General features: G+C 69.4%; 24 protein-coding genes, 1 tRNA gene and 1 pseudogene. 8 read left to right on the top strand and 18 right to left on the bottom strand.

All coding sequences use genetic code 11. The features are described from left to right. Positions 1–1,651: MYXO-CTERM sorting domain-containing protein (locus HR086_RS49440; RefSeq protein ID WP_217441919.1), on the top strand; the 1,651-nt coding region annotated here is incomplete at its 5' end. A gap of 77 nt (positions 1,652–1,728) precedes the next feature. Here HR086_RS49440 and HR086_RS23330 read toward each other — a convergent pair. From HR086_RS23330 to HR086_RS23340, 3 genes are all read right to left on the bottom strand, one after another. Continuing rightward, positions 1,729–2,526, bottom strand: a complete 798-nt coding sequence (locus HR086_RS23330) for a TIGR00266 family protein (protein WP_141647309.1) — start codon at positions 2,524–2,526, stop codon at positions 1,729–1,731. Positions 2,527–2,658: 132 nt separating this feature from the next. Beyond that, a complete protein-coding gene (locus HR086_RS23335) occupies positions 2,659–3,192 on the bottom strand; it encodes a hypothetical protein (protein WP_174456998.1) in 534 nt (177 codons plus the stop codon). Positions 3,193–3,228: 36 nt separating this feature from the next. Further along, on the bottom strand, positions 3,229–3,672 hold the full coding sequence (locus HR086_RS23340; protein ID WP_141647311.1) for a cytochrome c oxidase assembly factor Coa1 family protein: 444 nt from the start codon (positions 3,670–3,672) through the stop codon (positions 3,229–3,231). A gap of 121 nt (positions 3,673–3,793) precedes the next feature. Here HR086_RS23340 and HR086_RS23345 point away from each other — a divergent pair, with 121 nt between their 5' ends. The 5 genes from HR086_RS23345 to HR086_RS23365 all read left to right on the top strand — a co-directional run bounded on the left by HR086_RS23345 (position 3,794) and on the right by HR086_RS23365 (position 9,134). After that, entirely contained in the window at positions 3,794–5,014 is a 1,221-nt protein-coding gene (locus HR086_RS23345; RefSeq protein WP_174466697.1) for a metallophosphoesterase, read from the top strand. A gap of 76 nt (positions 5,015–5,090) precedes the next feature. Continuing rightward, a complete protein-coding gene (locus HR086_RS23350; protein ID WP_174466698.1) occupies positions 5,091–5,903 on the top strand; it encodes a Sir2 family NAD-dependent protein deacetylase in 813 nt (270 codons plus the stop codon). A 147-nt stretch (positions 5,904–6,050) separates the two neighbouring features. Further along, positions 6,051–7,679: a DUF4419 domain-containing protein gene (locus tag HR086_RS23355; protein ID WP_174466699.1), complete on the top strand. Its 1,629-nt coding sequence runs from the start codon at positions 6,051–6,053 to the stop codon at positions 7,677–7,679. A 221-nt stretch (positions 7,680–7,900) separates the two neighbouring features. After that, entirely contained in the window at positions 7,901–8,347 is a 447-nt protein-coding gene (locus tag HR086_RS23360; protein ID WP_373564349.1) for a hypothetical protein, read from the top strand. A 10-nt stretch (positions 8,348–8,357) separates the two neighbouring features. Continuing rightward, positions 8,358–9,134: a hypothetical protein gene (locus tag HR086_RS23365; RefSeq protein WP_174466700.1), complete on the top strand. Its 777-nt coding sequence runs from the start codon at positions 8,358–8,360 to the stop codon at positions 9,132–9,134. A gap of 23 nt (positions 9,135–9,157) precedes the next feature. Here the strand turns inward: HR086_RS23365 and HR086_RS23370 are convergent, their stop codons facing one another. After that, complete coding sequence (locus HR086_RS23370; RefSeq protein WP_174466701.1) at positions 9,158–9,457, bottom strand: YiaA/YiaB family inner membrane protein; 300 nt, start codon at positions 9,455–9,457, stop codon at positions 9,158–9,160. 110 nt (positions 9,458–9,567) lie between these two features. Between HR086_RS23370 and HR086_RS23375 the strand changes: the two genes are divergently transcribed. Continuing rightward, the gene (locus HR086_RS23375) at positions 9,568–10,443 is read left to right on the top strand and encodes a LysR family transcriptional regulator (protein ID WP_141647318.1); all 876 of its coding nucleotides are present in this window, start codon (positions 9,568–9,570) and stop codon (positions 10,441–10,443) included. 86 nt (positions 10,444–10,529) lie between these two features. Here HR086_RS23375 and HR086_RS23380 read toward each other — a convergent pair whose 3' ends face one another. After that, positions 10,530–11,216, bottom strand: a complete 687-nt coding sequence (locus HR086_RS23380) for a LysM peptidoglycan-binding domain-containing protein (RefSeq protein ID WP_174456991.1) — start codon at positions 11,214–11,216, stop codon at positions 10,530–10,532. Positions 11,217–11,504: 288 nt separating this feature from the next. Here HR086_RS23380 and HR086_RS23385 point away from each other — a divergent pair, with 288 nt between their 5' ends. Next, a complete protein-coding gene (locus HR086_RS23385) occupies positions 11,505–12,611 on the top strand; it encodes a hypothetical protein (RefSeq protein ID WP_174466702.1) in 1,107 nt (368 codons plus the stop codon). Positions 12,612–12,631: 20 nt separating this feature from the next. Here HR086_RS23385 and HR086_RS23390 read toward each other — a convergent pair whose 3' ends face one another. The 13 genes and pseudogenes from HR086_RS23390 to HR086_RS23450 form a co-directional block, all read right to left on the bottom strand. After that, positions 12,632–13,825 (bottom strand): Dickkopf N-terminal cysteine-rich domain-containing protein, encoded by a 1,194-nt coding sequence (locus tag HR086_RS23390; RefSeq protein WP_174460082.1) that lies wholly within the window; start codon positions 13,823–13,825, stop codon positions 12,632–12,634. Positions 13,826–13,945: 120 nt separating this feature from the next. Continuing rightward, a complete protein-coding gene (locus HR086_RS23395) occupies positions 13,946–14,521 on the bottom strand; it encodes a hypothetical protein (RefSeq protein WP_174460081.1) in 576 nt (191 codons plus the stop codon). 128 nt (positions 14,522–14,649) lie between these two features. Then, entirely contained in the window at positions 14,650–16,467 is a 1,818-nt protein-coding gene (locus HR086_RS23400; protein WP_174456987.1) for an acyl-CoA dehydrogenase, read from the bottom strand. 179 nt (positions 16,468–16,646) lie between these two features. Further along, positions 16,647–17,771, bottom strand: coding sequence for a slipin family protein (locus HR086_RS23405; RefSeq protein ID WP_174466703.1), 1,125 nt, complete (start codon positions 17,769–17,771; stop codon positions 16,647–16,649). 330 nt (positions 17,772–18,101) lie between these two features. Next, a tRNA-Lys gene (locus tag HR086_RS23410) sits at positions 18,102–18,173 on the bottom strand. A gap of 322 nt (positions 18,174–18,495) precedes the next feature. Then, entirely contained in the window at positions 18,496–19,467 is a 972-nt protein-coding gene (locus HR086_RS23415) for a hypothetical protein (RefSeq protein WP_174466704.1), read from the bottom strand. 258 nt (positions 19,468–19,725) lie between these two features. Beyond that, positions 19,726–20,493 (bottom strand): subclass B1 metallo-beta-lactamase, encoded by a 768-nt coding sequence (gene bla / locus HR086_RS23420; protein ID WP_174466705.1) that lies wholly within the window; start codon positions 20,491–20,493, stop codon positions 19,726–19,728. A gap of 38 nt (positions 20,494–20,531) precedes the next feature. Beyond that, positions 20,532–20,915 (bottom strand): nuclear transport factor 2 family protein, encoded by a 384-nt coding sequence (locus HR086_RS23425; protein WP_141645021.1) that lies wholly within the window; start codon positions 20,913–20,915, stop codon positions 20,532–20,534. Positions 20,916–21,018: 103 nt separating this feature from the next. Continuing rightward, the gene (locus HR086_RS23430) at positions 21,019–21,669 is read right to left on the bottom strand and encodes a bifunctional 2-polyprenyl-6-hydroxyphenol methylase/3-demethylubiquinol 3-O-methyltransferase UbiG (RefSeq protein WP_141645020.1); all 651 of its coding nucleotides are present in this window, start codon (positions 21,667–21,669) and stop codon (positions 21,019–21,021) included. 105 nt (positions 21,670–21,774) lie between these two features. Continuing rightward, positions 21,775–22,413, bottom strand: a complete 639-nt coding sequence (locus tag HR086_RS23435; RefSeq protein WP_174456982.1) for a zinc ribbon domain-containing protein — start codon at positions 22,411–22,413, stop codon at positions 21,775–21,777. 94 nt (positions 22,414–22,507) lie between these two features. Next, the gene (glgX, locus tag HR086_RS23440; RefSeq protein ID WP_174466706.1) at positions 22,508–24,637 is read right to left on the bottom strand and encodes a glycogen debranching protein GlgX; all 2,130 of its coding nucleotides are present in this window, start codon (positions 24,635–24,637) and stop codon (positions 22,508–22,510) included. 69 nt (positions 24,638–24,706) lie between these two features. After that, positions 24,707–25,981 carry a hypothetical protein gene (locus HR086_RS23445; protein WP_174466707.1) on the bottom strand — a complete coding sequence of 425 codons (1,275 nt, stop codon included), beginning with the start codon at positions 25,979–25,981 and terminating at the stop codon, positions 24,707–24,709. Positions 25,982–26,232: 251 nt separating this feature from the next. Then, positions 26,233–26,607 (bottom strand): annotated as a pseudogene (locus HR086_RS23450) (hypothetical protein); the annotation flags it as partial.

Raw genomic sequence — 26,607 nt, forward strand, 5'->3', positions numbered from 1 at the left:
GGGCTTTGGCGGAACGGGCGGACGTTCCTCTTTCTTGGATGGCTCGCGTGACGTGGGCGGCCTGGGCGGCTCGCGGATGGAGTACTCGATTGTGGAGGCCTTCCTCTTCGGCGGCGGTGGTGGCGCGGGTGAGGGCGACAACGGCGTGGGGAGCGCGGGAGGCGCGGGCGGAGGCGCGGTGTTCCTCCGCGCGGCCAACGTTTCGGGAACGGGCCGCATCTCCGCCACGGGCGTGAGCGCGTTGGCGGCGGGTGGCGAGGACGGCGCCGGAGGTGGAGGCGCGGGTGGCTCCATCATCGTGCGGACCTCTGGCGCGTTGAACTGCGGTCAACTCGATGTGCGAGGCGGGAGCGGCGGCAACGTGCTCGCGACGTCCTTCCAGCTCGGGCCAGGAGGAGGTGGCTCGGGTGGCTACGTGCTGCTGAATGGCACGCCGCTATCGTGCGGCGTGGGGTCTTCGGGAGGCGCCGCGGGGGTGACGTCCGCCAGCGCCGGCGCGCATGGCCCCACGCATGGCGCGGGCGTTGGAGGCGGCGGTTCCGTGACGCTGTACACCTATTCGTATGCCACGCCCGCCACGCCGACCATCACCCTGCCGACCCCGAATGCAGTGGATGTGTCCGCGCGGCCGCGCATCGAGGGCGTGGCGGACCCGGGCTTGCGCATCATCATCTCCGTGGATGGTGTCGAGTTGGCCCAGGTGACGTCGAGCACCGATGGAAGCTTCTTCACCGAGGTGGACGAGCCGCTGCCCGCCCTGTCTGGTGGCGCTCACACGGTCTCCGCCATCTCCGAGGGCCTGGGCGCGTACAGCAGACCCGGGGCCTCGAGCTTCACCGTCGTCGCCGCCCCCGTGATTTCCCAGCCCATCATCGTCGTGCCCGAGGATGGCGAGGTGACGGGCCCCACGCCCTACATCGCGGGCGTGGCGCCCGACGCTCTGACGGTAGGTCTGTACGTGGACAACCGCGACGAGGTCATTGTCCCCACGGACTCCTTGGGCCGCTTCCGCTACCAGATTCCCGACGACGCGCCGCTGACTCCGGGCCCGCACCGCGTCAACGCGCATGGGCACAACAATGACGACACCGGGCCCACTTCTCCCAACACCGTCTTCGAGGTCGTCCTGGAGGACGAGGACGCGGGCACGACGGTGCCGGACGCTGGAGATTCGGGAACCGTGGATTCGGGAACCGTGGACTCGGGGACGCCGGGCCCGGACGCGGGTTCGGGAGATGGTGGCGCCGTGGTCACTCGTGAGACGCCCGTGCTGGTGGTGCCCGCCGAGGGTGAGTTGGTGGACTCGACGCCCCTGTTCGCCGGTGTCGCGCAGGCCGGTGCTTCCGTGTCACTCGAGGTGGATGGGGTCCTCGTGGTCACCGTCGTCGCGGACTCGACGGGCACGTTCCGTCACGTCGTGCCCGCGGACAGCGCGCTCTCCATGGGGGCGCATGCCGTGTCGGCGTACTCGGTCAACGGCGAGTCGGGAACGCCGGGCCCCCGGTCCCCGAACACGGGCTTCGAGGTGCGTGGACCCACCGCGTTGAACGTGGGCTGCGGCGGCTGCGGCGCGTCTCCCGTGGGCGCGGCGGGTGCGTGGGTCCTGCTGGTGGGTGTGGCCACCTTGATGCGCAGGCGTCGGGGCCCGTGACGGAGCCTGCTTCCCAACCACAGTGGCGAGGCGCGCCGTGCCTCGCCACCGGTTGACTCCGCGGGCGACGCGAAAGCCTAGTCGTCGCTCCCGAGCAGTGAGCCCAGGCCGACACCACCGAGCACGCTGCCCTCGTCGCGCGCGCCACCCGGACGCGCGGCGGAGAGGATGCGGCCCGCGAGCCGGCTGAAGGGCAGGGACTGGAGCCACACCTTGCCGGGCCCTCGCAGCGTGGCGAAGAAGAGTCCCTCGCCGCCGAAGAAGGCCGTCTTGATGCCGCTCACCATCTGGATGTCGTAGTCCACGGTGGGTTGGAACGCGACGATGCAGCCGGTGTCCACGCGCAGCAATTCGCCGGGGCCCAGCGTGCGCTCGCGCAGCGTGCCTCCCGCGTGGATGAAGGCGAGGCCGTCGCCCTGGAGCCGCTGCATGATGAAGCCCTCGCCGCCGAACAGGCCGGTGCCCAGCTTCTTCTGGAAGGCGATGCCCAGCGACACGCCCTTCGCCGCCGCGAGGAAGCTGTCCTTCTGTGCAATCAGCTCTCCGCCCAGTTCGCGCAGGTTCACCGGAATGATTTTGCCGGGATAGGGCGCCGCGAAGGCCACCTTGCGCTTGCCGCCACCCCGGTTGAGGAAGACGGTGGTGAAGAGGGACTCGCCCGTCAGCAGCCGCTTGCCCGCGCCGAGCAGCGAGCCCAGAAAGCCGCTCTTCTTCTCCGAGCCGTCACCGAAGATGGTCTCCATCTCGATGCCGTCCTCCATGTACATGAGGGTGCCGGCCTCGGCCACCGCCGCTTCCTGCGGGTCCAGCTCCACCTCCACGAACTGCAGGTCGTCGCCGTAGATGTGGAAGTCGACCTCGTGCATCTGCGCCATGGAATCGCTCCGTCGTCGTAAAGGGACGGCGCACCATAGCCGCCCCGTTGCATGGCTCAACCCGCGAGCACACGGGAACGCGTCCCGGCCTCACGGGTTTGTCGATGCGTGAAAGACGGAGGGCTCGCGCTGCTACTGCGCCAGCAGGATGGAGAGCGCGGTGACGAGCTCTTCATCCTCGTCCGCGAGCGATGGAGGAATGGTCAGCGAGACGCTCCTGTCCAGCTTGGTGCCGCAGGTGCGCGCGCCCTCGTAGCGGTGGGGGCGGGTGATGAGCAGCTCGTAGCTGCACGCGCCCACCGTGCCGGTGATTTGCTGGGGACTCACCTGGAAGTTGGTGAGCTTGCCGCCGAAGGTCCCCACGGCATCGAGGGTGTCATTCGTGTCCGTCACCTTGACGTTCACGGGACCCTGGCCGTAGGTGCCGCGGATGGTGTCGTTCTCCAGGGTGAGGTTGACGGGGCGGCCGAACGCCTGGCCGCGCACGGCGTCGGCATCGTCGTCGAAGGAGAGCTGGATGTCCGGGCCGGAGAGGTTGTCGTCGGTGACGCCGACCGTGACGGAGCGGTCCTGGGTCTTGAGGTTGAGGGAGGAGGGCGCTGCTGGCGCGGCCAGGGCGGAGCCACAGGCGAGCAGGCCGAAGGCAAGGAGGCGCGGGGTCTTCATGCGACTCAAGGTAGGTCGTGGGGACACCCCGTGTGCTCAGTCCGCAGGCAGGGCGGGCGTGCTGCCTCCGGCGGGGAGCTCCACGGAATCTCCACGCTCGGGGCGCAGCACCAGCTTGCGCAGCGTCCAGCGGTCCGTCGCGTAGGCCACCTGGGCCTCGAGGACGCCCCGGCCGAGCGGGCCCTGGACGGTGAGGTCGAAGTCCACGAGCCCCTCGTCGGGCGTGGAGCCGTGGGCTCGCAGGGTGAGGAAGCTGCTCGTCAGCGGGGTGCCCAGTCGCCCGGTGGCGAGCGGGCTGGACTCCGCGGTGCGCAGCGCCAGGCGGTGGACGTCATTGCGGCGCAGCTCCTGCTCGATGCCCTGGAAGAGCGAGCGGGAGACCCAGGCCACACCGCCAGCGAAGCATCCGAGTCCGCCGAGCACGAGCGCGGCCGCCACCATCCAGCTCTGCCAGGGACTGTCGAGGCGGTGCGGGCGCATGAGGATCTCCGGGTCCCCTCACTAACGGGCGGTCGCGCGGGTTGCCGGGCAGGCGACGGAGGCGGCCATTATGCTCCGCCTCCCCACCGGGTGCGATTCACCCTGTTCGGAGGTCCTGGCCGTGGCGGAGCTGTCGGAGAGCGTGGAGCGAGAGTCACGGCGGGAGTCGCGTGCGACGCCCAGGCGGGTGTTGCGCTGGCTGATGTCCCTGGGCGGCATCCTCACGCTGATGGGCGGGCTGCACGCGTACCTCGCGGTGCGGTTGTTCGTGAGCCCGGCGTGGCCGTCACCCTGGGGCGTCCTGGGCGTGGTGCTGATGGTGCTGCTGTTCGTGTCGATACCGGCCGGCGTGCTGGGCGGCCGGGGCGAGCCATCGACAGCCCGGCGCGTGTTGCAGTGGACGTCGTACCTGTGGCTGGGGAGCTTCGGCATCCTGCTCAGCGCGGTGGTGACGGCGGACGTCGTGGGCGTGGTGCTGGGGTGGACGGGCGTGGTGACGGATGCGCCGGCGCTGGCCCGGTGGAAGGCTGGCGTCGTGGGCGCGGTGACGGTGCCGGCGGTGGTGTTCGCGTTCGTCACGGCGCGCGGCAAGGCGACGGTGGAGCGACTGACGGTGCCGGTGAAGGGGCTCCAGCCGGGGCTGGGCGGCCTGCGAGTGGTGCAGATCTCCGACGTCCACGTGGGGCCCACGCTGGATGGACGGTGGCTGCGGCGCGTGGTGGAGCAGGTGAACGCGCTGAACCCAGACATCATCGCCGTGACGGGAGACCTGGTCGACGGTGGGGTGGAGGAGCTGCGCGAGGAGGTGCGCCCGCTGGAGGAGCTGCGCGCGTCGCTCGGCGTGTTCTACGTGACGGGCAATCACGAGTACTACCACGGAGGCCCCGCGTGGGAGGCGGAGGTGGCTCGGTTGGGGCTCACGGTGCTGCGCAACACGCACCGCGTGGTGGAGCGCGATGGGGCACGGCTCGTCGTGGCGGGCGTGACGGACCACGACGCGGGGCACATCATTCCCTCGCACGAGAGTCGTCCAGGCGCGGCGCTCGCCGGGGCTCCCGAAGGCGTGCCGGTGGTGTTGCTGGCGCATCAGCCGCGCTCTGCGCTGCGAGTGGCTCAGGCCGGTGTGCGCGTGGACCTGCAGTTGTCCGGACACACGCATGGCGGACAGGTGTTCCCGTTCATGTTCTTCATCAAGCTCCAGCAGCCCGTGGTGCGGGGGCTCGCCACCGTCTCCGGCGTGCGCGTGTACACGCACCGGGGCACAGGCTACTGGGGGCCGCCCCTGCGGCTGGGACCCTCTCCCGAAATCGCGGAGCTGACGCTGGTTCCGGCAGCACAGTGACTCATGTAACCTGGAGTCGGCGTCGTCGTGTCATGCTCACATGGATGCGTCCGTCCGCCCGTGTGGAGGTGTTTTCATGACGACCTTGGGCTTCGATGAACTCCTCACCACGGCTCGCGGCGTGGCCGCCGAGTCCGTGCTCGTCGTGACGGGGGCTGGCATCAGCCTGGCCAGTGGCATCCCCACGTTCCGAGGCACGGACCCGGGCGCGGTGTGGGCGAACGAGGTGACGCAGAAGGGGACCCGCGCCTACTTCAAGCTGTTCCCGCACGAGTCCTGGAAGATGTACCTCCAGCGCCTCGAACTGGCCCGGAAGGCGAAGCCGAACGCGGCGCACGCGGCCCTGGTGGACTGGGAGCGCTGGCAGACGGGGCAGGGGGGCGGCTTCACCGTCGTCACGCAGAATGTCGACTCACTGCATGAGCAGGCCGGGAGTCAGGCGTTGGTGAAGGTGCATGGGAGCCTTCAGCTGGCGAGGTGTTCCGCCCGTGGCTGCGAGCTGGGGCCGCCCACCGGCACCATTCCGTTGGAGACGCTCGACTTCAGTGCGTTCCACGCGAGCCCGAGCGCCGAGACGGTGCCGCGCTGCCCGAGCTGCCGCAGTCGCGTGCGACCTCACATCCTGTGGTTCGACGAGTACTACTCGGAGCACCTCGGGTACGAAATCGAGCGGGTGTACGACCTGGCGCGACAGAGTCGGCTGGTCGTCTTCATCGGGACGTCGTTCTCGGTGGGCGTGACGGAGAGCATCCGCGCCCTCGCGCTGAAGCGCCTCACTCCGATGTTCAGCATCGACCCCTCGGGCGTGGCCCCGCCCCAGGGAATCCAGGCGGTGACGGGGCGGGCCGAGGAGCTGCTCCCCGAGCTCGTCCGTTCCCTGCGGGGTTGAGTTCACGGCACGGGCCCCGCGCTGCTTGCGGCGGGGATACGCTGCTGTATCTCAACCCGTGGCGTGCCGAGCGTCCTGTCAGGTGGGCGTGAAAGCCGGCGTCGGCTGGCGGCTTCATTCCACACACCGTGACGAGGGGACGTACCGATGACGACCTTCGCAGTGGATTCCGTCGAAGAGGCTGTGACGCCCCTGGAGACCGTACCCCTGGGGAGCCTGGTGGGTGAGGCGCTGTGGCTGGCGCCGGCCGCGGACACCCGGGTGGTGGACCCCGAGGGGGTGCACCCGCTGCTCGCCGCCGTCCACATCGCCTTCGCCGAGCATCGCCCCCTGGTGTTGTCCCCGGACGTGGTGTGGCTCACCCTGGCCCAGGGGTTCGCCCACCACATCCGCCTGCACTCCGAGAAGCTGCGAGGCCGGCTCGTCCGACACTCGGGCCGACGGACGCTGACGGTGGGAGTCTCCGCCGCGCCCCGGACCGAGGAGGAGTTCGGCGCCACCCTCACGTCCTTCCGTGAGCTGCTCCGCGAGGAGCTGGGGCCGGGACTCCCCCGGCTCCTGTCGTGTGACTTCTCCACCAGCACCGATGTGGAGCGCATGGCGGGGGACGTGGTGTTGATGGACGCGATGTCCCCGTACTTCGACTTCGCCATCACCGTCATGTGTGGAATCCCTCGCATCACCCTGCTTGGAACTCCGGAGGACTGGCGGGCCATCCGCCGCCGCATCGACGTCCTCGCCGAGTTCGACCTGGGCTGGTGGACCTCGTCGCTCATCCCCATTGTCGATGAGTTCGTGCGCACCTCGGAAGGCCATCCGGACCGCGAGCTCTGGTCGGAGCTGTACAAGCCTCGTCGGGCGTATGGCTGGGACCGCGCGTCGGGCTGGGTGACGCGACTGTTCCCGTATGTGGGGAACGCCGGGCGCTTCAACCGACGCAACCCCATTCTCGAGCAGTCCCACGCGGACATGATGAAGTCGGTCGAGAACGGGGATGAGAATGATTGGCATTGGGGGCCCGGCCTCGCGCTGCATGAGGCGCCCGCCGGGCTGTCCTGCGTTCCGCTCCAGCTCTCGGCCGTCACGTCGGACTGGAGCGAGACGTGGTCCCTGGAGGCGGGTGTGCTCGCGGTGGCGGTGGACTCGGAGGGCGCGCTGGTGCCTCGCGCGGGGGTGCTGCTGCGGAGGTCCCACGCCTCCATGTCCCAGGTCATCGAGCGCATCGTCGCCGAGCACTCCGTGACTCGCGCCACCGAGGCCTCCACCTTCCACGGCGTCGCCGAGTTGAACGCGCTCTATGACCACCTCGCCCGCGCCACGCTCTTCCCGGACACGATGCCCTGGCGCCTGCGCTCCACGGCCGAGCACACCGAGGTCCACATCCCGGTTGACGGAAACGGAGACTTCGTCGTGCCGGTGCGGTGCCTCGTCGACCTGCCGGATGGGACGGTGATCGCGCTGCGCTACTGCAGCGGTCGTCGTCCGCACTGCTACGTGCGCCTGCGCTCGGACGCGCTGGAGCCCCTGACGGTGCCTCCCGGAAAGCAGCCCGAGGATGAGGTGATGCTGGAACTCGAGCGGGTGACGCCGCCGCTTCGCTCCCGCCAGACGGCGACGGACATCCCCGTCGTCGGTCCCTCCCTCACCGAATTGCTCTCCCATGCGCTCGAGCACGGAGGCTCCACGGAGCTGCCCGTGCTGAGGACGCTCGTCGAGGAGCTGGAGCCCTGGGAGAACCCGCCTCCGCGCGCGCCCATGCCGCAGCGCAGGAAGTGATGTCTGGGTTGGTCATGACTCACTGAACATAAATCCATGGCCCCCAGGTCTGTGCCGTGGGGCCGTGGGTATGTCATTGAGTCCCAGAGAGCGGACTACTCGGATAATTGAAGTGTAGTTTGATATTTCCGCTATTCCTGGCTATTGTTCAATGCGTGCCCCCCGCCACCACCGTCCAGCCGCGTTTGCTCCAGTCCGTCCCCGCGCCTCGCTTGAGGGAGGTGGGTCCTGTCGAGGTCTACGAGACGCGCCGCGCCATGCGGGCCTCGGGTGCGCCCTCGGTGATGGTGGTGTCCGAGTCCCCGTTGCTGCGGCTGGCCATGGGGCGGGAGCTGGCGCCGGTGGTGGGGTTGATCCACGCGACGGGCATCGCGTCGGCGATTCGGCGGCTGGAGATGGGCGTGGTGCCGGCGGCGGTGGTGGTGGTGCTGGACTCGGCGGAGCGCAGTGCCGCGCACGACTTCCTCGCGCGGCTGGTGGAGATGGACTTCGCGGGCCCGCGCATCCTGGTGTCCTCGCGCTTCTGCCCGGAGCTCGCGGAGGCGTTCGGCGGCTCCTGCCTGACGCACTTCGCGCTCGCGCGTCCGTGGCGTCCGGGGGCGATGCGTTCGATGGTGGAGTCGGCGCTGGGGCTGAGCGCGCCGCTTCGAGTCGCCGCGGGACGCTGAGGTTCATCCCATGAGCGTGGGCTTCTCGCTGGCCTCGCGGCTGGTGGACGCGGGCCGTGGTCTGCTCACGGGGGTGGTGAGCGCCTTGAGGGGTGTCGCGCGGGGGCTGCGCGTGGTGCTCACGGGCGTTTTCGGTGGACTGGTCCTGTATGCCCGAGCGCGTCCGCGTGAAGGGCGCTTCCAGTTGCGCCGTGGGTTGTGGCGCGTGGCGCAGCTTCCGGTGGACCTGTTCCTGATGCTGGCCGGGCGTGTGGTGAGCGCGGTGCAGGTGTTGCTGTGGATGGAGCCCGTGGGGCGCCGGCTGTCGGGGTTCGAGGTGGAGCTGCTGCGCCCCATCTTCGGCGCGAGCCTGGACTACGCGGCGGTGCGGGTGAAGGAGGGGCCCATCGGAATCCTGGGTGTGTCGGGGCGCGCGTTCGTCCATGGCGACACCGTCTTCGTCCCGCCGAGGAGTGGCCCCACCGACCTGGGGCTGTTGGTGCATGAGCTGGTGCATGTGTGGCAGCACCAGCATGGAGGCACCGCGTACCTCAGCTCGGCGATTGCCGCGCAGCTCTCGGGAGATGGCTATGACTGGCGCAAGGGGGTGGAGAAGAGCTTGCGCTGGGAGGAACTCAATCCGGAGCAGCAGGCGCAGTTCATCGAGGAGGCAACGGTCGCGGGACTGATTCATCCTGACCACCGTGCGCTGTCTCCTCGCGCGCGGCTGAAGGGCTGGACGGAGAATGCGCTGCCGTTGCTGGAGGATGCACTCGCCAGCGTGCGCTCGGGACGCGGCGCGCCCTGAAGTCTTCGTCGTCTCGCGAGGCGCTACAGTTTCGGCGGCGACATCGGGTCGTGCTCGGAGAGCATCTTCGCCACCCGGGCCTCATCCAGCCGCGTGCCGAGCTGCTCCATCTCGTGCTGGTCTCGCACCGTCTTCGACAGGCTGAAGGTGGAGCCCACGCTGAACAGCAAGCCCATGCCCAGGAAGGCCTTCACCCAGGGGTCCAGCGGCAGGTTCCAGATGCCGACGGCCGTGACACCCACGGAGAGGGCAAAGGACAGCCAGGTCTGGATGACCCAGGCGGAGCTGTGCGCGACGACGACCTTCGGGGTGGAGCGGGACATGATGGTCTCCTCAAAAACGAGCCGTACTCTCGCTGACGTGGAGAAAACATGCCGCTTCCGCTCGTAAAGCGCATGGAACTAATCAATGCGAGATTGATAACCTGGAGTGCATGATTCAGCTCCAGCGCCTCGAGGGCTTCTACCGCGTGGCCCGTGCAGAAGGCTACGCGCGAGCGGTGAGCTCCTTCCCGTATCCCATCACCCAGCCCGGCATCCACCAGCAGGTCAAACGCCTGGAGGCCGAGGTCGGCGTCGCCCTCTTCGAGCGCGTGGGCAAGGACCGCGTCGTCCTCACCCCCGAGGGCCGCGCGCTGTACTCGCACGTCGCGCCGTTCCTGGAGGGACTGGACTCGGTGGTGCAGTCGCTTCGCAAGGGCGAGGTGGGCGGCACGCTGCGCATCCATGCCTCCGGACACGTCCTGCGCCACCTGCTGCCCGCCTGGCTGCGGCGACTCCAGACGAAGCGCCCGGACATCGAGGTCGTCCTCTTCGAGTCCAAGGTCCCCGCCGTGGACATCCTGCGCTCCGGCGACACGGACCTGGTGGTGGACCACCTGCCCGAAGTTCCCGACGAGGCGGAGGCGCGCGAGGTGGGCCGGACGTACCCCTTCCTGGTGCTGCCCTCGCATCATCCCCAGGCGAAGAGTCGCCGCGTGCGGCTGGAGTCGCTCCGGGATGACGCCTTCATCGCGTACAGCACGGACCGACACCTGCGAGAGCTCCAACTTGGGGAGCTGGCGCGAGCGGGCGTGAGACCGAAGCGGCTGCACGCGGCGGACTCGTCGGAGACCATCCTCGGCTTCGTCGCGGCGGGGCTGGGCTACTCGCTGCTCGCATCCCTGCTACCGGGTGGCCCTCGCGAGGCCGGTGTGGTCTCGCGGCCCCTGCCCGGTGTGCCCTCGGGGAGCATTCACGCCGCCTGGCGGAAGTCCGCGGCGAAGAGCCCGCTCATCCAGGCCGCGCTCGCGCTCGCGCCGAAGCCGTGAGCCGGAAGTGAAACGGGGCCCCGCTTCCGCTCGATTGGCGGAGGCGAAGCCCCGGGGGCACTGCTCGTGGCCTGTGTCGCGCCGGCTCAGCCCTGGTACTGGTGAACCGACATGATGGGGTAGCTCATGCTGCTGAAGCTGATGCGCTGCGAGCCGTCCGAGTTCACGTTGTTGGAGCCGATGAACTGGGGCTTGCCGTCCTTCCAGCCCGCGAACATCACCACGTGCTCGCCGCCGCCCACCTTCATGGACACCACGTCGCCGGGCTTCGCGTCCTGGATGGACACGCGCTTGAAGTTCGGGTCCGCGTCCAGCTTGCGCTGCAGGCCCATCACGCTGTTGTCGTGCTGGCTGTTGGAAATCTGGCCCGCCTGCTCCAGACACGCGGAGACGAAGTTGGCGCAGTTGACGTTGTTGGGGACCCAGTCCTCCATGTCCGCGCCCACGCCGCTGCCTTCCATCTTCAACGAGCCCGCGTTCTTGTTCAGGTGCGAGCGCGCGATGTCGAACGGGCTGCCCTTCGGGCCCTTCACGCCGTCACCCGAGTTCGTCGGGCCGGAGGGGCCGTCCACACCGCCCGTGAGGTTCGGACCCGTGCGGCCCGAGGGCCCGTCGAAGCCGTCCGTGGCGCCAGGGAGCTTGAGCGTGTCACCCGCGTAGATGAGGTCCACGTTCTTGATTTGAGGATTCGCCTTCTGCAGGGCGTCGACGCTGGTGCCGTAGCGCTTGGCGAGCGCGGACAGGGTGTCGCCGGACTGGATGCGGTAGCTCATGGAACGAGGGCTCCGTGGACGTGGGCTCGCGGCTGGGCGAGGAGTTTCAGGTACGACTTGCACCTATTCTCGGAGGTTGAGACCCCGAGTTGCTTGGCGGCGCGTATTTCCCCCGGGCTTTCGGTGAGATCAACAAGTCTCGCGCACTTGCACGAGGGCCGAGTCACCAGGAGTCGGAGTCCTTCTCTCGGGGAGTAGGAGTTTTCGCGCTGCCTCCTACCGGACGGACGGCCCCAGGCCGCGCCAAGGTTCTTGAACCGGGTGGGTGGGTCCGCGCATGGTGCCGGCGTGAGCACCTCCATCCCCCACCCTGACTTCGCGGTCGAGCGGTTCTCCCGGTGTCCGGACGCGCGCTTCCAGCCAGCGCCCGCGGACGGTGTGTTGCCGGAGGGCTTCTTCACCACCACGAACCTGCCCACCTACGTGCGCCTCGGCGGTGAGTGGCGCATGCCGCGCGAGCCGCGCATGGACGGCGCGCTCGTGCTGGACGAGCAGGGCGTGCTGTGGATTCGCGAGGGCCGCCGCGTCCGCGCCGGAGAGCGCGTGGTGGTGGGGCACGCGGAGGACGGCTCCGAGGGCGTCTACGTGAATACGGCGTACCTGGGCGGCGGCGGCGAGGGTGAGTTCAAGTTCATGACGAGCGAGGTGTCTCGCGAGAAGCCCATCGACTACGCGCAGATGGCGCGGCTGTTGGTGGAGGAGCGCGAGCGCGGCGGCTATCCGGTGTGGGTGACGGGGCCGGCGCTGGTGCATTCGCGGGCGCGCGCGGACATGACGTGGTTCATCGACAACGGCTTCGTGGGCGCGCTGCTGGCGGGCAACGCCGTGGCGGTGCATGACATCGAGGCGTCCATCTTCGGCACCACCCTGGGCATGAGCGGCACCGGCGAGGCCACGTCTGGAGGCCACGGCCTGCACATGCGCGCCATCAACAAGGTGCGCGCGGCGGGCTCCATCGCGAAGGCGGTGGAGGCGGGCGTGATTACCAACGGCATCATGCACGCGTGTGTCACGCACCAGGTGCCCTTCGTCCTGACGGGCTCCATTCGTGACGACGGTCCGCTGCCGGACGTGGTGACGGACAACGTGGCGGGGCAGGACGCCATGCGCCGTCACGCGGTGAAGGCCACCATGGCGGTGATGGTCGCCACCGCGCTGCATGCCATCGCCACCGGCAACATGTTGCCCGCGTTCGTCACGGAAAAGGACGGCTCGCTGCGGGAGCTGGCCACCATCTGCGTGGACTCGTCCGAGTTCGTGGTCAGCAAGCTGAAGGACCGGGGCACGCACCAGGCCTTCGGCGTGGTGACCAACGCCCAGGACTTCATGCACATCCTGCGGCTGTACGTGGAGCGCGAGCTGTCCGCCCGGGCCCAGGCCCCGAAGGGCGCCTGAGCCGCGAGCCTGTCACCCGCTCACTGGCAGAGCGCGGCCTCGATGGAAATACAGCGCTGGCCCAGGCAGCGGCTTCCGGTGTCACATGTGGAGGACAGCCGTCCGCAGGGCTCTCCCTCACGAGCGATGGGCAGGCAGAGCAGGCCCGACTCAGTCACGGCGCAGGCGTGGCCTTGGGGGCAGATCAGGTTCTCGTAGTCACAAGCCTCTCCTGGTGCCACGGCCTTCACGCAGACGCCCAAGCGGCCCACCTCGAGGCGCGCGTCCTTGCACAACAGTCCCTCCGCGCACTCGCTGTCCAGGCGGCACTCCTGACGCTCCTCGCGGCGTGGCCGGCACAGCCCCAGGTCGTCGGGGTTCGCGTCGCAGAAGAGCTCTCGCTGGCACACGTCGACGTGGAGCCCGGTGGTCCCGTCACGGGTCGGCGCGGTGCATGCCGAGCCTTCCTTCGCGTGGCGGACGCATTTGTTGTCGCTGCACACCAGGGAGGGGCCGCACGGGTAGTAGCCCTGGTTCTCGCAGATGTCTCCCTCCGAGCCCACCCGCTTGCACGTCTTGTAGCCATTCCAGTCGCACCAGAGGCCCTCCGCGCATGGCAGGGTAGAGGTGCCTCCCGCCTCTTGGACGACACACGAGGCGCCTTCCTCCAAGGGGCGCAGACAGGTCCAGGGCAGGCCTACGAGCACGAGCCCTGGTTCGCACGGGGTTCGCTGGGGAATCACGGAACCCTCCGTGCCTCGTGCCTGGCACACACCCGCGCAGGCGTTCTCCGACACGTGGCCGCAGTAGCCCTGTTCGCCACATTCGAGATTGCTCTGACAGCTCTCGGATGAAGCCGAAGCCACGAGCACCCGGCAGGTCGCGTCGTACTCGATGCCGAACCGCCACGAGTCATCGGACAGCGCGGGCGTGTCACAGCTTCCTCCCCGGATGGAGTCCAGACAGCGCCGGGCCGCGCCTTCGTCGAAGCGGAGCTGGCCGTTGCGCAGCGACTCGTCGTAGCGCGTCCCCAGCCCCAGGTAGGCGTCGCGTCCCCAGCGGCGCATGTCCTCTTCACACGCGCTCGCGCGGGCGTACTCGCCGCAGCGCTCGGCCCGAGCACAGAGCGCCTGGACGACCTCGCCGCCGAAGTCCTCCTTCTTCACCGCGTCCTCGCCGCCGCAGGCCCAGAGCCCCGCCAGCATCATCACCAGTGCCGCTTGTCGTCCATGCATCGCGCGTCCGCCCATCCGTGGCCTGAAAAGGGCCCTGACCCGGCGTGCCCTCCATGGGCATACGGACCCGACCTTCGCCACGGGCCGATGATGTCTCGCTTTCGGTGCGAGGCGCGAGGGCTACCGCGTCGCGAGCCGCCCCTCGGTGTCGATGAGGAACACCCCGCCCTCCGTCGCGACGCGCACGCCCCGCCGCTCCTCCTCGATGTGCAGCACCGGTCCGGCGACGGTCCACACCCGGTGGGTGCCGAGCTCCATCACGCGCCCATCCTCCGTCCCCGCATGGCGCGAGGTCAGCACCGTGTAGGTCGCATCCGGGGGCAGGGTCCGTGTGAGTGCGTCCAGTCGCTCGACGTACTCGGCCTCGCTCGCGTCCTCGGCGTCGGGCAGTGCGTGCCAGCGCACGTCGAGCACGGGCTCCACCCGGAAGGACGCATCCAGCGAGACGATGCCCGCGTCGGTGGCCGCGAAGAGCCGGTCGCCCGCGACTTCCAGCGCGAGACAGAAGGGGCTCGGCAGCCCGTCCTCCGTGGAGACGCCGCGCACGGGCTTGCCGGAAGAATCAAGCACCTCCAGGCCGTCCTCCGTGCAGGCGACGACGTGGCCGGCGAAGCGCGCCAGCTCCAGCGGTCCTCCCGTCTCGGGAGCGGGAGAACCCAGGGCGACGGCGGCGGCGACGGTGAGGGCGGAGAGCATGACTCCCACCCTCAATGCGAACCCCGGGCCACCACGACTTCCCCAGGAGGAACGGACGGATGGCGCCGGAGGTGTCCTCCCCCGGCCACAGGTGCGGCCGGGGGACAGCAGGCTTCAGTGCGCCTGACTCAGTACGACTCCTCGGGGACGTCCATCAGGTCCAGCGTGCCGGCCTCCACCATGCGGGCGGCGTGCGCGAGGCCCGGGAGCACTTCCGCGCAGTACCAGCGCGCGCTGGCGAGCTTGCCCACGTAGAAGGCCCTGTCACCGGGGTTGCTCTTCATCCGCTCCAGCGCCACGCCCGCGTGACGCACCAGCAGCCAGCCGATGACGAGCTCCGCCACGCTCGCCAGCACGCGGTTGCCCTGCAGGCCCACGTGGTAGACGGACTCGCCCAGCTTGCCCATCAGCGTGCCGAGCATCGTCTCCAAATCACCGAGCGCCTTGCCCAGCGTGGCGCGCTCCGTCTGCAGCTCGCCGCCGCCCAGGTCGCCCTCGGCCGTCTCGCGCACCTGCGACAAGAGGCCCTGCAGCGTCGCTCCGCCGTCCTTCGCCACCTTGCGCATGAGCAAGTCGAGCGCCTGGATGTGCGTGGTGCCCTCGTAGAGCGTGTCGATCTTCTGGTCCCGCAGGTACTGCTCCACCGGGTAGTCCTGCAGGTAGCCGGAGCCACCGTGGACCTGCAGCGCCACCGCGAGCAGCTCGAACGCCTTCTCCGAGCAGTAGCCCTTCACCAGCGGCAGCAGCATGTCGTTGAGCGTGTCCAGCTCTCCGGCCTCGGTGGCGCGGTGGCCGCCCTTCATCTCCACGCCGTCCTGCACGGACGCGGTGTAGAGACACAGCGCGCGCATGCCCTCGGCGTGCGCCTTCTGCGCCATCAGCATGCGGCGCACGTCCGGGTGCTGGAAGATGGGCACGCGCGGCGCCAGCTTGTTGCGCGCCTGGAGCAGGTCCGCGCCCTGGAGCCGGTCCTTCGAGAACGCCAGCGCGCGCTGGTAGCCCGCGGACAGCGTGGCCATGGACTTCACGCCCACCGCCATGCGCGCCTGCTCGATGATGTAGAACATCTGCCGGATGCCGTCGTGGACCTCGCCCAGCAGGAGGCCGCGCGAGGGCTGGCCGTCGCCGAACGTCAGCTCGCACGTGACGGAGCCCTTCAGCCCCATCTTCTTCTCCAACTTGGTGCACACCACGCCGTTGCGCTCACCCTGGCTGCCGTCCTCGTTCACCCAGAACTTGGGCACGACGAAGAGCGACAGGCCCTTGGTGCCCGGAGGCGCGCCTTCCGGCCGCGCCAGCACCATGTGGATGATGTTCTCGGACATGTCCGAGTCGCCGTTGGTGATGAAGCGCTTCACGCCCTCGATTTCCCACACGTCGCCGCCCACGGGACGCGCCTTGGTGCGCGCGGCGCCCACGTCGCTGCCGGCGTCCGGCTCGGTGAGCACCATGGTGCCGCCCCAGCGCTTCTCCAGCATGTGCGGCAGGAAGCGCTTCTTCTGCGAGTCCGTCCCCAGCCGGTCGATGATGCGCGCGAGCAGGTTGCCCAGCGTGTAGAAGGCCAGCGAGGCGTTGGCGCCCACCATCAGCTCGAACGCGGCCCAGCCCAGCGACGGCGGCGCGCCCATGCCACCCAGGTGCGGCGGCTGCTCCAAGAGGTGCATCCCCGCGTCGAAAAACGCCCCCATGGACTTCTTCAGCCCGGGAGGCAGCGTCACCTCGCCGTTCTCCAGCTTGGGCGGTGTGTGCTCGGCCTCGTCGAAGGAGGGCGCCAGCTCGTTCGCGCAGAGCACGGCGAACGCCTGCAACATCTGCCGGGCGGCCGTCTCGTCCAGGTCGCCAAAGGGCGCATGTCCCAGGGAGGTACGGCCGATGTCGAGGAACTCGAAGAGATTGAACTCGATATCGCGCAGGTTGGGGACGTAGTGGTTCGCGGACGACGACATCTCGGACTCCTCACGGGAACGAAAGCCCTGAGGGTAGCCGAGATTGATTTTCGAGTCAGCCCAGGTTGCCGGGCGCCACGGACGGTGAATGACGCGCGGTGCCGTGAACGCACGAAGGGCCCCCGGGGAACCGGCCCCAGAGGCCCTTCGCTCAGCGGTGTGTCACGTGTGACGGGGATTCAGCCCTTGAGCTGGAGCGAGGGCACCGCGCCCTCGCCGAGCACCAGGTGGACCTGGCCGACCTTGGCCGCGAGGTCCTTGTAGGCCTCCAGCTCCTTGAGGCGCACGAGCAGCGGGTTCTCCGCGAGCACCTTCGCCGTCTGGGCCATGGAGCGCGTGGCGGCCGTCTCCTCGCGGCGGGTGATGACGTTCGCCTCGGCCTCCTTCTGGGCCTGGATGACGCGGTTGAGCAGTTCCTTCATTTCACCCGGGAGCACGACGTCCTTGATGCCGAAGCGCAGCAGCTCCAGACCCACCGACTCCGCGCGCTCCTTCACCTGCGCGAAGAGGTCCTCGGCCACGGCCTCACGCGAGGCGAGCAGCTCGTCCAGCGTGCGCGTGGCGACGGACTCGCGGGCCGCCAGCTGCATGGCGAGGTAGAGGATGTCATCCGGCGCGCGGGCGACGACGGCGAGCCGGCGGGCATCCGCCACGCGGAAGGCGGTGGAGAGGTTGAGCCGCAGCGTGACGCGGTCCTTGGTCATGACTTCCTGGCCGGTGACGTGGAGCAGGCGCTCGCGCAGGTCGATGACGGCGAGCTGGACCTTGCGGGCGACGGTCCACGCGGCGTGCCGGCCGGCGGGCAGCACCGCGTCCAGGGTGCCGTCCACGTAGCGCAGCACGACGCTGCCCTCGGTGGCCGTGGCCTCCACGTAGTCGCTGGCGGGGACCTTGGCGCGCACGTCGTCCTGCAGTGGCGCGGTGGCCACGCCGGACGTGTCCAGGCGCTCGATGCTCACGGCGGAAGAAGCCGGGACGGAGTCGCGGCCGGGGAGGCGCTCCAACGTCCACACCTGGTGCTGGCCACGGCCGAGCCACAGGGTGGGGCGGCCGCGGTGGTAGAGCATGGCGCGCTCGGTGGGACCCAGCTCGAGGACCTGGAGGTCCGACGGGGGCACGAGCGCGAGCAGCTCCGTGTCCAGGTTCGTCAGGGGCATGCCGGTGGCGACGCGGACGATGCGCACGTTGCGGAAGGGGTAGGTGAGCCGGTAGCGGCCCGGCACCAGGTAGCGCGTGGGCACCTCGTCGACGAGGACGAACGCCCGCTCGTGCTGCACGACATCGACACGCTGGAAGAAGCTCATCGCGCACCTCCTTTCCCCGTGGGGGACTTGATGAAACCCGGGAGGCGAGGTGGCGCGAGGAAGCGCGCGTCCCGGGGGACTGCTGAAAAGTGGAAGCCCCGCCCTTCGCGGGTGGAGAGCGCTGACTGCGTGCCCGGCCTCGTCACCACATCCCGCGCTCGCGGGCCGGGCCGGGCGCGGACGACGACAGGACTTCCGTTGACGGCTCGGAAGGGGACTGTCGCCCTGGCGGACGGCGAGGCTTCGCGGTGGGGGAGGGTGGACGGGGTGGGCCAGCGCTCCTACCGGCTCGGGGTGGAGCTTCCTGGCGGAGCCGAGTTTTCAATTCGGTTCAGAACGAAGGAGTCGAACCTTCAACCTCAAGATTAAGAGTCTTGTGCTCTCCCATTGAGCTAGTTCTGAGAGTCCCCGTGAGGGGCCACTCAAATGGCTTTCGAGGCGGCCGGCCTGACGCAACCAATGTGAGGGAGACACCGCGGACGATGGACCCGGGAACACCCTGACCGGCACGTGAGCGCAGAGCGCCCCGGTCCAGCCTTCGGGAGCCCAGGGACAGACCCGTGACACCTCTAGAGATGCGTCGGGGGCGAGGGACGCCACCGTGGCACGGAGGCTGACAACGGGTGATTCGCCGAAGCGCGGGACGTGGGTCACCGCGTCCGGGCGAAAGGGTTGATTCGTTGCGCACGCGCGAGACGTTCGTCACCGCGCCTGGGAGGATGGGCTACTCCACCGCGCCTGGCTGCGCCGACTTCAGCGGCAGCGGCCGGGAGGCCGTCTGGGATTGAGCCTGGGGCGCGAGGGAGGGCTCGGGCTCCGTGGACTCGGTGGGCTGCATCGGCTGGCAGCTCGGAGTCTCGCTCTTCGTGTCCGTCCCGCTCGCCGTGGCCTGCTTCGCGGCGCTCTTGGAGGGCAGCGAGCACATGGTGCTTGTCGGTGTCGCCACGATGGGCTTCGCCACGCGGGGATTGCTCGGCGTCGCGGAGTCTCCTCGCGCGCGGGAGTCACCTCGCGAGTTGGAGTCGCTGCGCGTGTCCGCCTTGCCCTCGCTCGTGGAGGTGGACGTGGCCGTCGCCACCGCGGAGGGAGTCGGCCGCTTCGCCGCTTCTCCGAGCGCGTTCGCCAGCCGTCCGTTGCTCTCGTGCATCTGGTCCCGCGCCCGGTCCAGGCTGGCCTGCGCGTGCTCGCGCTGCGCATCCATGCTGCCCTGGAGTCGCTCGCGCTCCTTCACCAGCGCCGCCTGGGCCTCGTCACGCTGCGCATCCAGCTTCGTCCGATACGACTCGCGCTCCTGCTCCTGGTTGGCGCGCAGGCTGTCGCGCTCCTTCGAGACATCACTCAGGCGCTGCTCCAACTCCCCCTTCTCCGCCGAGAGCATCTTCTCCGTGGTGACCATGCACGCCTCGAGCACCTTCTCGTCTGGCGCGCGCGTCGGCAGCGGCTCACCGCGATTCCAGGCCACCATCGCGCTGCTCTGCCAGCGGTAGTCCGCGTGCATCACGCACTCCTGCACCAATCGTGTCACACGGTCCGCCGACCACTCCGGCTTCGGCCGCGCGCAGGGACCCACCTCTTCCTTGAAGCTGGAGGGAAAGGTGCGGACCTGCTTCACCCAGCAACCGTCCCGCTGCTCCACCTTCACCGACGCGCACCCGCTCACCGCCACCGCGAGCACCACCGCAGCCACACGCTTCATGACGCCCCCGCCTTCCATCCCGCCCGCCGGCCCGTGCTTCACCTCTTCGCCACTCGAAGGCACGGTAGGAACGATGGAAGGCCTCGCCCATTCGGCGGAGCCCTCTCGCGCAAGATGCCTGTTCTCGACTCAACGGACCCGGGCAGACAGGCGAGCATGCTCCGACCCACCCCGTGTGCTCCGCTCAACGCTCGCACCCTCCGAAGGGGGTGGGCGGCCGAGCATGCGCTCCACCGTCCACCAGTCTCCTCGCGCTGCTCAGGGAATCAGGCTTCGCGTGTGCTCCAGCAGCTCCGGTCCGCCCGGCGCGCCGTGGCCCGGGATGATGACGCGGGTCTCTGGGAAGCGCTCACGCGTGCGCTCCAGGCTCGCGGGCCAGGCCGCGAGGTCCGCGTCCTCCACGTTGCCCAGGTCCTTCGCCGCTCCATCCTTCACGAAGCAGCCACCGAACAGCACGCCGCTGTCCCGATGCCACACGAGGAGGTTGTCGCGCGCATGCCCCGCACCGGGGAAGAACAGCTCCACCGGCCCCAGCGTGCGCGCTCCCGAGAAACTCTCCGTGGGCACGGGCCGTCCATGCTCCGTCGCGAGCTTCACCGTGTCCTCCAGCCCGTACACCGGAATGTTCCGCGCCACGAGCACCGGGATGCCCGCGGTCCGGTCGACGTGGAAGTGTGTGGACACCGCCGCGCGCACGGGCCTGTGCAGCGTCTCCTTCGCCCAGGTGAGCAGGTGCTCCGTCTGTGCCGGACTCCAGCCCGTGTCGACCAGCAGCGACTCCGCGCCGTCCTCGATGACCAATCCGTTCGCGGGGTAGCGGCCGAAATCCGGGCCCGACAGCGTCGTGTGGACCCAGACACCCGGAGCGATGCGGCGCACGGAGATGTCCTCCGTGAGCGTGTACTCACTCGGGCCCGTGTCGGGTGTTGCCACCGTGGAGGCGGGGCGCCCGGGTGTCGAGGTACAGGCCGGAGCGAGCATCAGCACGGGCGCGAGGACGAGGGCGCGAAGCCGTTGTGAGGTCATGACGTGGGCTGCTGAACTCGTGCGGAAGAGGGGGCGATTCATGAGGGCTCGCCACCGAGGATGACCGTGCACTGGCCCGTGACGACCTGGGGGCGCTCATCCACCCACTGCCAGACGCGGCTGTAGCGAAGCCGCGCTTCGAACTCGGTGCCGTCGTGGGTTCCCTTCACGGAGGCGCTGACGATGACCACCGCGCCCGCCGAGAGGTAGCGGATGATGGGCGCCGACACGTCCAGCCGCGTCAGGCGCAGCGCGCGCGAGCGATGCGCCGCCAGGTCCGCTTCCTTGTCGAACACCTGTCCGGTGTGGTTGACGAAGACGAGGTCGTCGGAGATGAGCGCGTCGAGCGCGGCGACGTCACCCCGGAGCATTGCCTGCCGCAGCGACTCCTCGGCGGCGAGGAGGTCTTCTTCCGTCATCATCCGTGGCGCTCCCTTGGCTCGATGCCAGTCACGGTGGAGTCTGTAGCGTCGCGAGTCCGCCTTGGCCACCTACTCGGGGTGCGCCACTTCCATCGCGACGACGCTACCCCCGCTCCACGTCCCACCAACCGAACCACATCGTCCGCTCCTCGGTGAGCTGCACCCAACCCGGGGCATGCACGTAGTCGCGCGGTTGCAGCCCCGCCTCCACGACGGCGCGAGCCGTGTCTTCGAAGGAATACAGATGCAGCGTCACCGCCGGGCCCGCCGTCTGGACCTCGTGCGTGGCGGTTTCATGTCCCTCGAAGCCGGGCCGTTGCTCCAGCACCGTGAACAACATCCGACCACCGGGCGCCAACGTCGCGGCGAGATGGCTCAGCACGCGCGGCAGGTCGTCACAGAAGTCGAGGCAACCGATGGCCAGCACCACCTGGAAGCGTCCCCACTCCTCGGGGAAGGGGCGGTGATAGCTGTGCACGTGCCACGCGCCCTCGGGCCGGGCCTGTCGCGCCAGCTCCAGCATCTCCGGGGACAGGTCGACTCCCACCACGTCGATGGAGGCGTCCAGGCCCCGCGTATGGAGCCCCGGCCCGCACCCCACGTCCAGCACTCGACACCCCGGAGTCACCGCTTCCGCGAGGAAGCGCTCCACGCGGTCCTCATATCGGTGAAGCACGGGGAAGAGCGCCTCATAGGCCGAGGCAATCTCCCCATACACCTGCTTCACATCCTCTTCCTGAGCATCCCGCGACATGGCGCCGCAGCCTATGCACGAGGAGGGCCCAGGTGGCGTGGAACACACGCGGACACTCCGTGCGGTGAGCGTCCTGGGATGAACGCTGGAGCCTCCGCCGTGGCGTCACTTGTTCCGGGGAGCACCACAGTCCGGGCAGAACTTCGCGCTCTCCGGCACCTCCAGGCCACACGTCCCGCAGCTCACCTTCCGGGCCGCGAGGGGCTTGCCGCACTCCATGCAGAACTTCCCGCCGTCCACCTTGGCGGCGCAGTGCGGACACGTCGCCAGCCGCGTCTCCTTCATGTCCAGCGTCGCGACGTGGTCCACCGTGCGCGCCTTCTCTCGCGCCTGCTCCACCGCCACGTGCGCCTGGATGGAGGCCGCCTCTTCCGCCAAATCGGGAGCGCACGCCTCGCACAGTCCGCGCCCCTCGTTCCAGCACGAGCGCGGACACACCCACTTGCCGCACCGGGTGCAGTTCTTGAAGTGCTGCTTCCCCGCGTCCACGGCCTCCGCGTAGGCCTCATCCCAGCCCTGGCCGCGCAGCGCGTCCTTCAGGTGCGTGCCCGCGTGCGCCGCGCGTCCAATCGTCCCGCCGAAGAACGAGCCCGCGGCGCGCAAGAGGCCCGTGGCCACGCCTACCTTGCTCGCGATGAACGGCGACATGTGCCCGTTGCCGCACTTGTCGCAGAAGAACTCGAACTGGAACCCGTAGTCGTTCGAGCGGTCCGTGTAGTTCCGGGTGAACTGAATCATCGCCATGTCGTGCGTGCTCCCTGCCGCAACACGCCGTCACGCTATCACGGATGCAACAGGGCCTCGCCCGGATGACGAGGCCCTCGGACGTCCGGGTGGCTCAGTCCTCCACCTGCCGGAACACCGCCATCGCGCGGCCCACCAGCTCGAACTTCCCCCGAGGCGTGACTTTCTCCGCGCCCCGGGTGTCGTCCGCCGTGTACAGCGCCAGCTCCCACCGCTGGCCCGTCACCACCGCGGGCACGGTGAAGGACACCGGCTCATGGTGCGCGTTGAGCAACACCAGCACCGCGTCGCCGATGATGCGCTGGCCGCGCTCGTCCGGCGTGGGGATGGCGTCGCCTCCCAGGAGGAACGCCAGCGAGCGCACGAAGGGCTTCTTCCAGTCCTCCGCGCCCATCTCCGTCCCATCCGGACGGAACCACGCCAGGTCCTTGTGCTCGGAGTCCCACAGGTGCGCGCCCTTGAAGTAGCGCCGCCGCTGCAACACCGGCTGCCGGTGTCGGAAGTGGATGAGCTTCCGGGTGAACTCCAGGAGCTTCTCCCTCCGGGCATCCAGCTTCCAGTCCACCCACGACAGCTCGTTGTCCTGGCAGTACGCGTTGTTGTTGCCCCGCTGCGTGCGCCCCATCTCGTCGCCCGCGACAATCATCGGGACACCCGTGGACAGGAACAGCGAGGCCAGGAGGTTGCGCTTCTGCCGCTCGCGCAAGGCGACGACGCCTGCGTCCTCCGTCTCGCCCTCCACGCCGCAGTTCCACGACTGGTTGTCGTCCGCTCCGTCGCGGTTGTGCTCGCCGTTCGCCTCGTTGTGCTTGTGGCTGTACGTCACCAAATCGTGAAGCGTGAAGCCGTCGTGCGCCGTCACGAAGTTGATGCTCGCCTGCGGCTTGCGCCGCGCCTCCGCGTACAGGTCCGAGTTCCCCGTCAGCCGGTAGCCCACCTCGCCCGCGAGGTTCTCGTCCCCCTTCCAGTAGCGGCGCAGCGCGTCCCGGTACTTGCCATTCCACTCGCGCCACGGCGCGGGGAAGCCGCCCACCTGGTAGCCGCCGAGCCCCACGTCCCACGGCTCCGCGATGAGCTTCACCCGGCTGAGCACCGGGTCCTGCTGAAGAATCTGGAACAGCGCCGCCCTCGGGTCGAACCCGCCTTCGCCCGTGCGCCCGAGCACCGTGGCCAGGTCGAAGCGGAACCCGTCCACATGCATCTCGTTCACCCAGTAGCGCAGGCTGTCGATGATGAGCCGCGCCGCGTTCGGGTTCGACGCGTTGACGCTGCTGCCGCACCCGGTGAAGTCCAGGTAGTAGCGCGCGTCCGGCATCAGCCAGTAGTAGCTCGCGTTGTCGATGCCCTTCAGCGACAGCGTGGGCCCCAGGTGGTTGCCTTCACAGGTGTGGTTGTAGACGACGTCGAGGATGACCTCGAGCCCCGCCGCGTGCAGCGCACGCACCATCGCCTTGAACTCGGCCACCGCGGCGCCCGGCGTCTTGCGGCTGGCGTAGTACTGCTCGGGCGCGAAGAAGCCGAGCGTGTTGTAGCCCCAGAAGTTGGACAGCTTCTTGTCGTTGAGGAACGAGTCGTCCGCGAACGCGTGCACGGGCAACAGCTCCACCGACGTGACGCCCAGCTTCTGGAGGTGCTCGATGATGGGCGGCGAGGCGAGCCCCGCGTAGGTGCCGCGCAGGTGCTCGGGCACTTCGGGGTGTCGCATGGTGAGGCCGCGTACGTGGGCCTCGTAGATGACCGTCTTGCGCCAGGGGATTTCCGGCCGGCGGTCATTGCCCCAGTCGAAATAGTCGCTCACCACCACGCCCTTGGGTACCCCCGCCGCGCTGTCGCGCTCGTCGCGCGCCAGGTCCTGCTGGGGGTTGCCGAGCGGGTAGCCGAACACCGGCTGCTTCCAGTCCACGTCGCCGTGCAGGGCCTTGGCGTACGGGTCCACCAAGAGCTTGTGCGGATTGCAGCGGTGCCCCTTCGACGGCTCGTAGGGGCCATGGACGCGCAGGCCGTACAGCGTCCCGGGCTCCAGGCCCGGCACGTAGCCGTGGTGGACGAAGTCCGTCGCCTCCGGCAGCGGGAAACGTTCGATTTCCTTCGTTGGATTCGCGGGGTCGAAGAGACAGACCTCGATGCGCGTGGCCACCTGGGAGAAGACGGCGAAGTTCACTCCCGTGCCGTCGAAGGTGGCACCACGCGGCCAGGGTTTCCCCGGCCAGACCTCCCTGCTCATGCGGGCTCTCGATTCCTCTCAAGGATATGGCCCGCTGAATGTGGGATGGCCCCCGCGTACCGGCAACCGTCAAGCAGCGACTGCGTGGTCCAGTGAGCGCCACGTCCCCAACGCCCAGTCCTCCTCCTCCGGGTCGTCGAAGCTCACCACGCACAGCGCCCGGTGCTTCCCCGAGCTGCACACCGCCGTCAGCCGGCACTCGCCCGGCTCCATGTGCAGCGAGGCGCGGCCGCTCACCCGCTCGCCCCGGTACTCCAGCTCCATGGCCCGGCGCTCCGCCGTGGTGGGAGCCAGACTGTCCTCCGTCGCGTCCTCCAGGGGAACGAAGCGCACGCTGCGCCGATGGTCCCTGGCCACCCAGGTGCCGTCCTCCAGGTGCGCCTCCGCCAGCGAGCCCGGGATTCGAATCTCCCAGCCCGCCGGCAGCGCCACCTGCACCGCGCCCCGCCGGTAGCCGATGGACGGCCCCCTCGCCGCGTGGAACGCCGCGTGCCGGTGGACGAGCTCCGCGAGCGTTCCACCCACGCCCAGGTAGCCGAGCACCTCGCGCCACTCGCGCCACGGGTACGCCAGCTCCGGGTCCTCGCGCCACGCCAGCTCCAGCGCGCGCGCCACCTCGCGCAAGAGCCGGCGCTCTTCATCCAGCAGCGGCGGGCGCCACACGACTTCCGTCCACAGCCGGCACAGGGCCCGGCCCAGCCGCGCGTGCGCGCCCACGCCCTGCTTCCACCAGGGAAACACATCCATGCCCAGCCGAGGGTCCTCGTACACGCGCCGCATCCACCGCTCGTCCCGAGGGCCGAGCGGCGTCAGGAGCGCGCCGGGATACTCGAAGGTGTGGCCGAAGCGCATCGACATCGCGAAGCCCGACTCCCCCCGGCTGCGCAGCCGCAACACCTGTCCCACGGACTCCTGGAGCCACGCGAGCATGTGGACTTCCACCGGGCCCGCGTCGTCCGTGTGGAAGTAGCCCGTGGGGTCTCCCACGCCCATCGCCTCGTCGGCTTCCGCCCAGTGCAGGTCCAGCGATTGACCCATCGCCTTGAGCAAGTCACAGAGGAAGACGTGGTAGCCCGGGCCCACCGCCGTCGTCTCCGCGGAGATGACGACGCGCGCGCCGCTGGCCGCGAGGATGGAGACTTCGCCCGCCGCTGGATGCAATCGCAGTCGCAGCATCGGCGCGCCGTGGGGGCCGGTGCTCAGATGACTGCTCTCCAGCCATTCTTTCGCGTTCCCCTGAAACCATTGCTCCACCTGCCGCAACCAGGAGCGCGCGTTCTCGGATGACGGCGTGAAGGGCACATCCCCTCCACGCCGGCCGGCCAGCAGCAACTTCACACTCATCACGCCTCTCTCGGGTTGGGACGACGGTTCATCCGGGGACAGGGCATGTCTCCGCGTCTTGTCAGGAAAGCGCGCTTCGCCTTGAAGGTGCCACCGACCCCGGGTGCCTGCCGGCCCGTGCTCCACGTCGCGCGGAGTCACGAGCGAGAGGACTTTCGCTCGTCCGCCTGCCTGCCCTTGTCGCAATGACTTGCAGTGACGTGAGGCTTTCGTGACCCGGAGGCATCAGGCCACGGAAGTTGAAGAGAGGTTCAGTTCTGGGTGGCGGCGGCGGGCGCGTCCTTGCGCGCGTTGGCGGCGACCTTCTCCGCGATGCGGGCCCAGGAGGTGTGCTGGCGCACGGACTCGAGCGACGGCTCGGTGGTCAGCGACGTGGTGGCGGCGAAGCCCTGGTCGGCGGCGCGCTCCAGCCAGATGATGGCTTCGTCCTGGCTGCCGGCGCGCGCGGCGATGACACCGGCGTAGTAGAGCGCGTCGGGGTGGCGGAAGCCGTCGGCCCACGCCTTGCGGTAGAGGAAGAGCGCGTCCTCGTAGCGCCCGTCCTCCAGGAGCTTGTCGGCCTCGGCGCCCAGGCGGCGCGCCTCGCTGGCGTCGGGCGGCACGGGGCGGGGGACGGGCCCGGAGGG

Origin of the sequence: Myxococcus sp. CA039A, assembly GCF_013336645.1 — a bacterium.
GTDB classification, from domain to species: domain Bacteria; phylum Myxococcota; class Myxococcia; order Myxococcales; family Myxococcaceae; genus Myxococcus; species Myxococcus llanfairpwllgwyngyllgogerychwyrndrobwllllantysiliogogogochensis.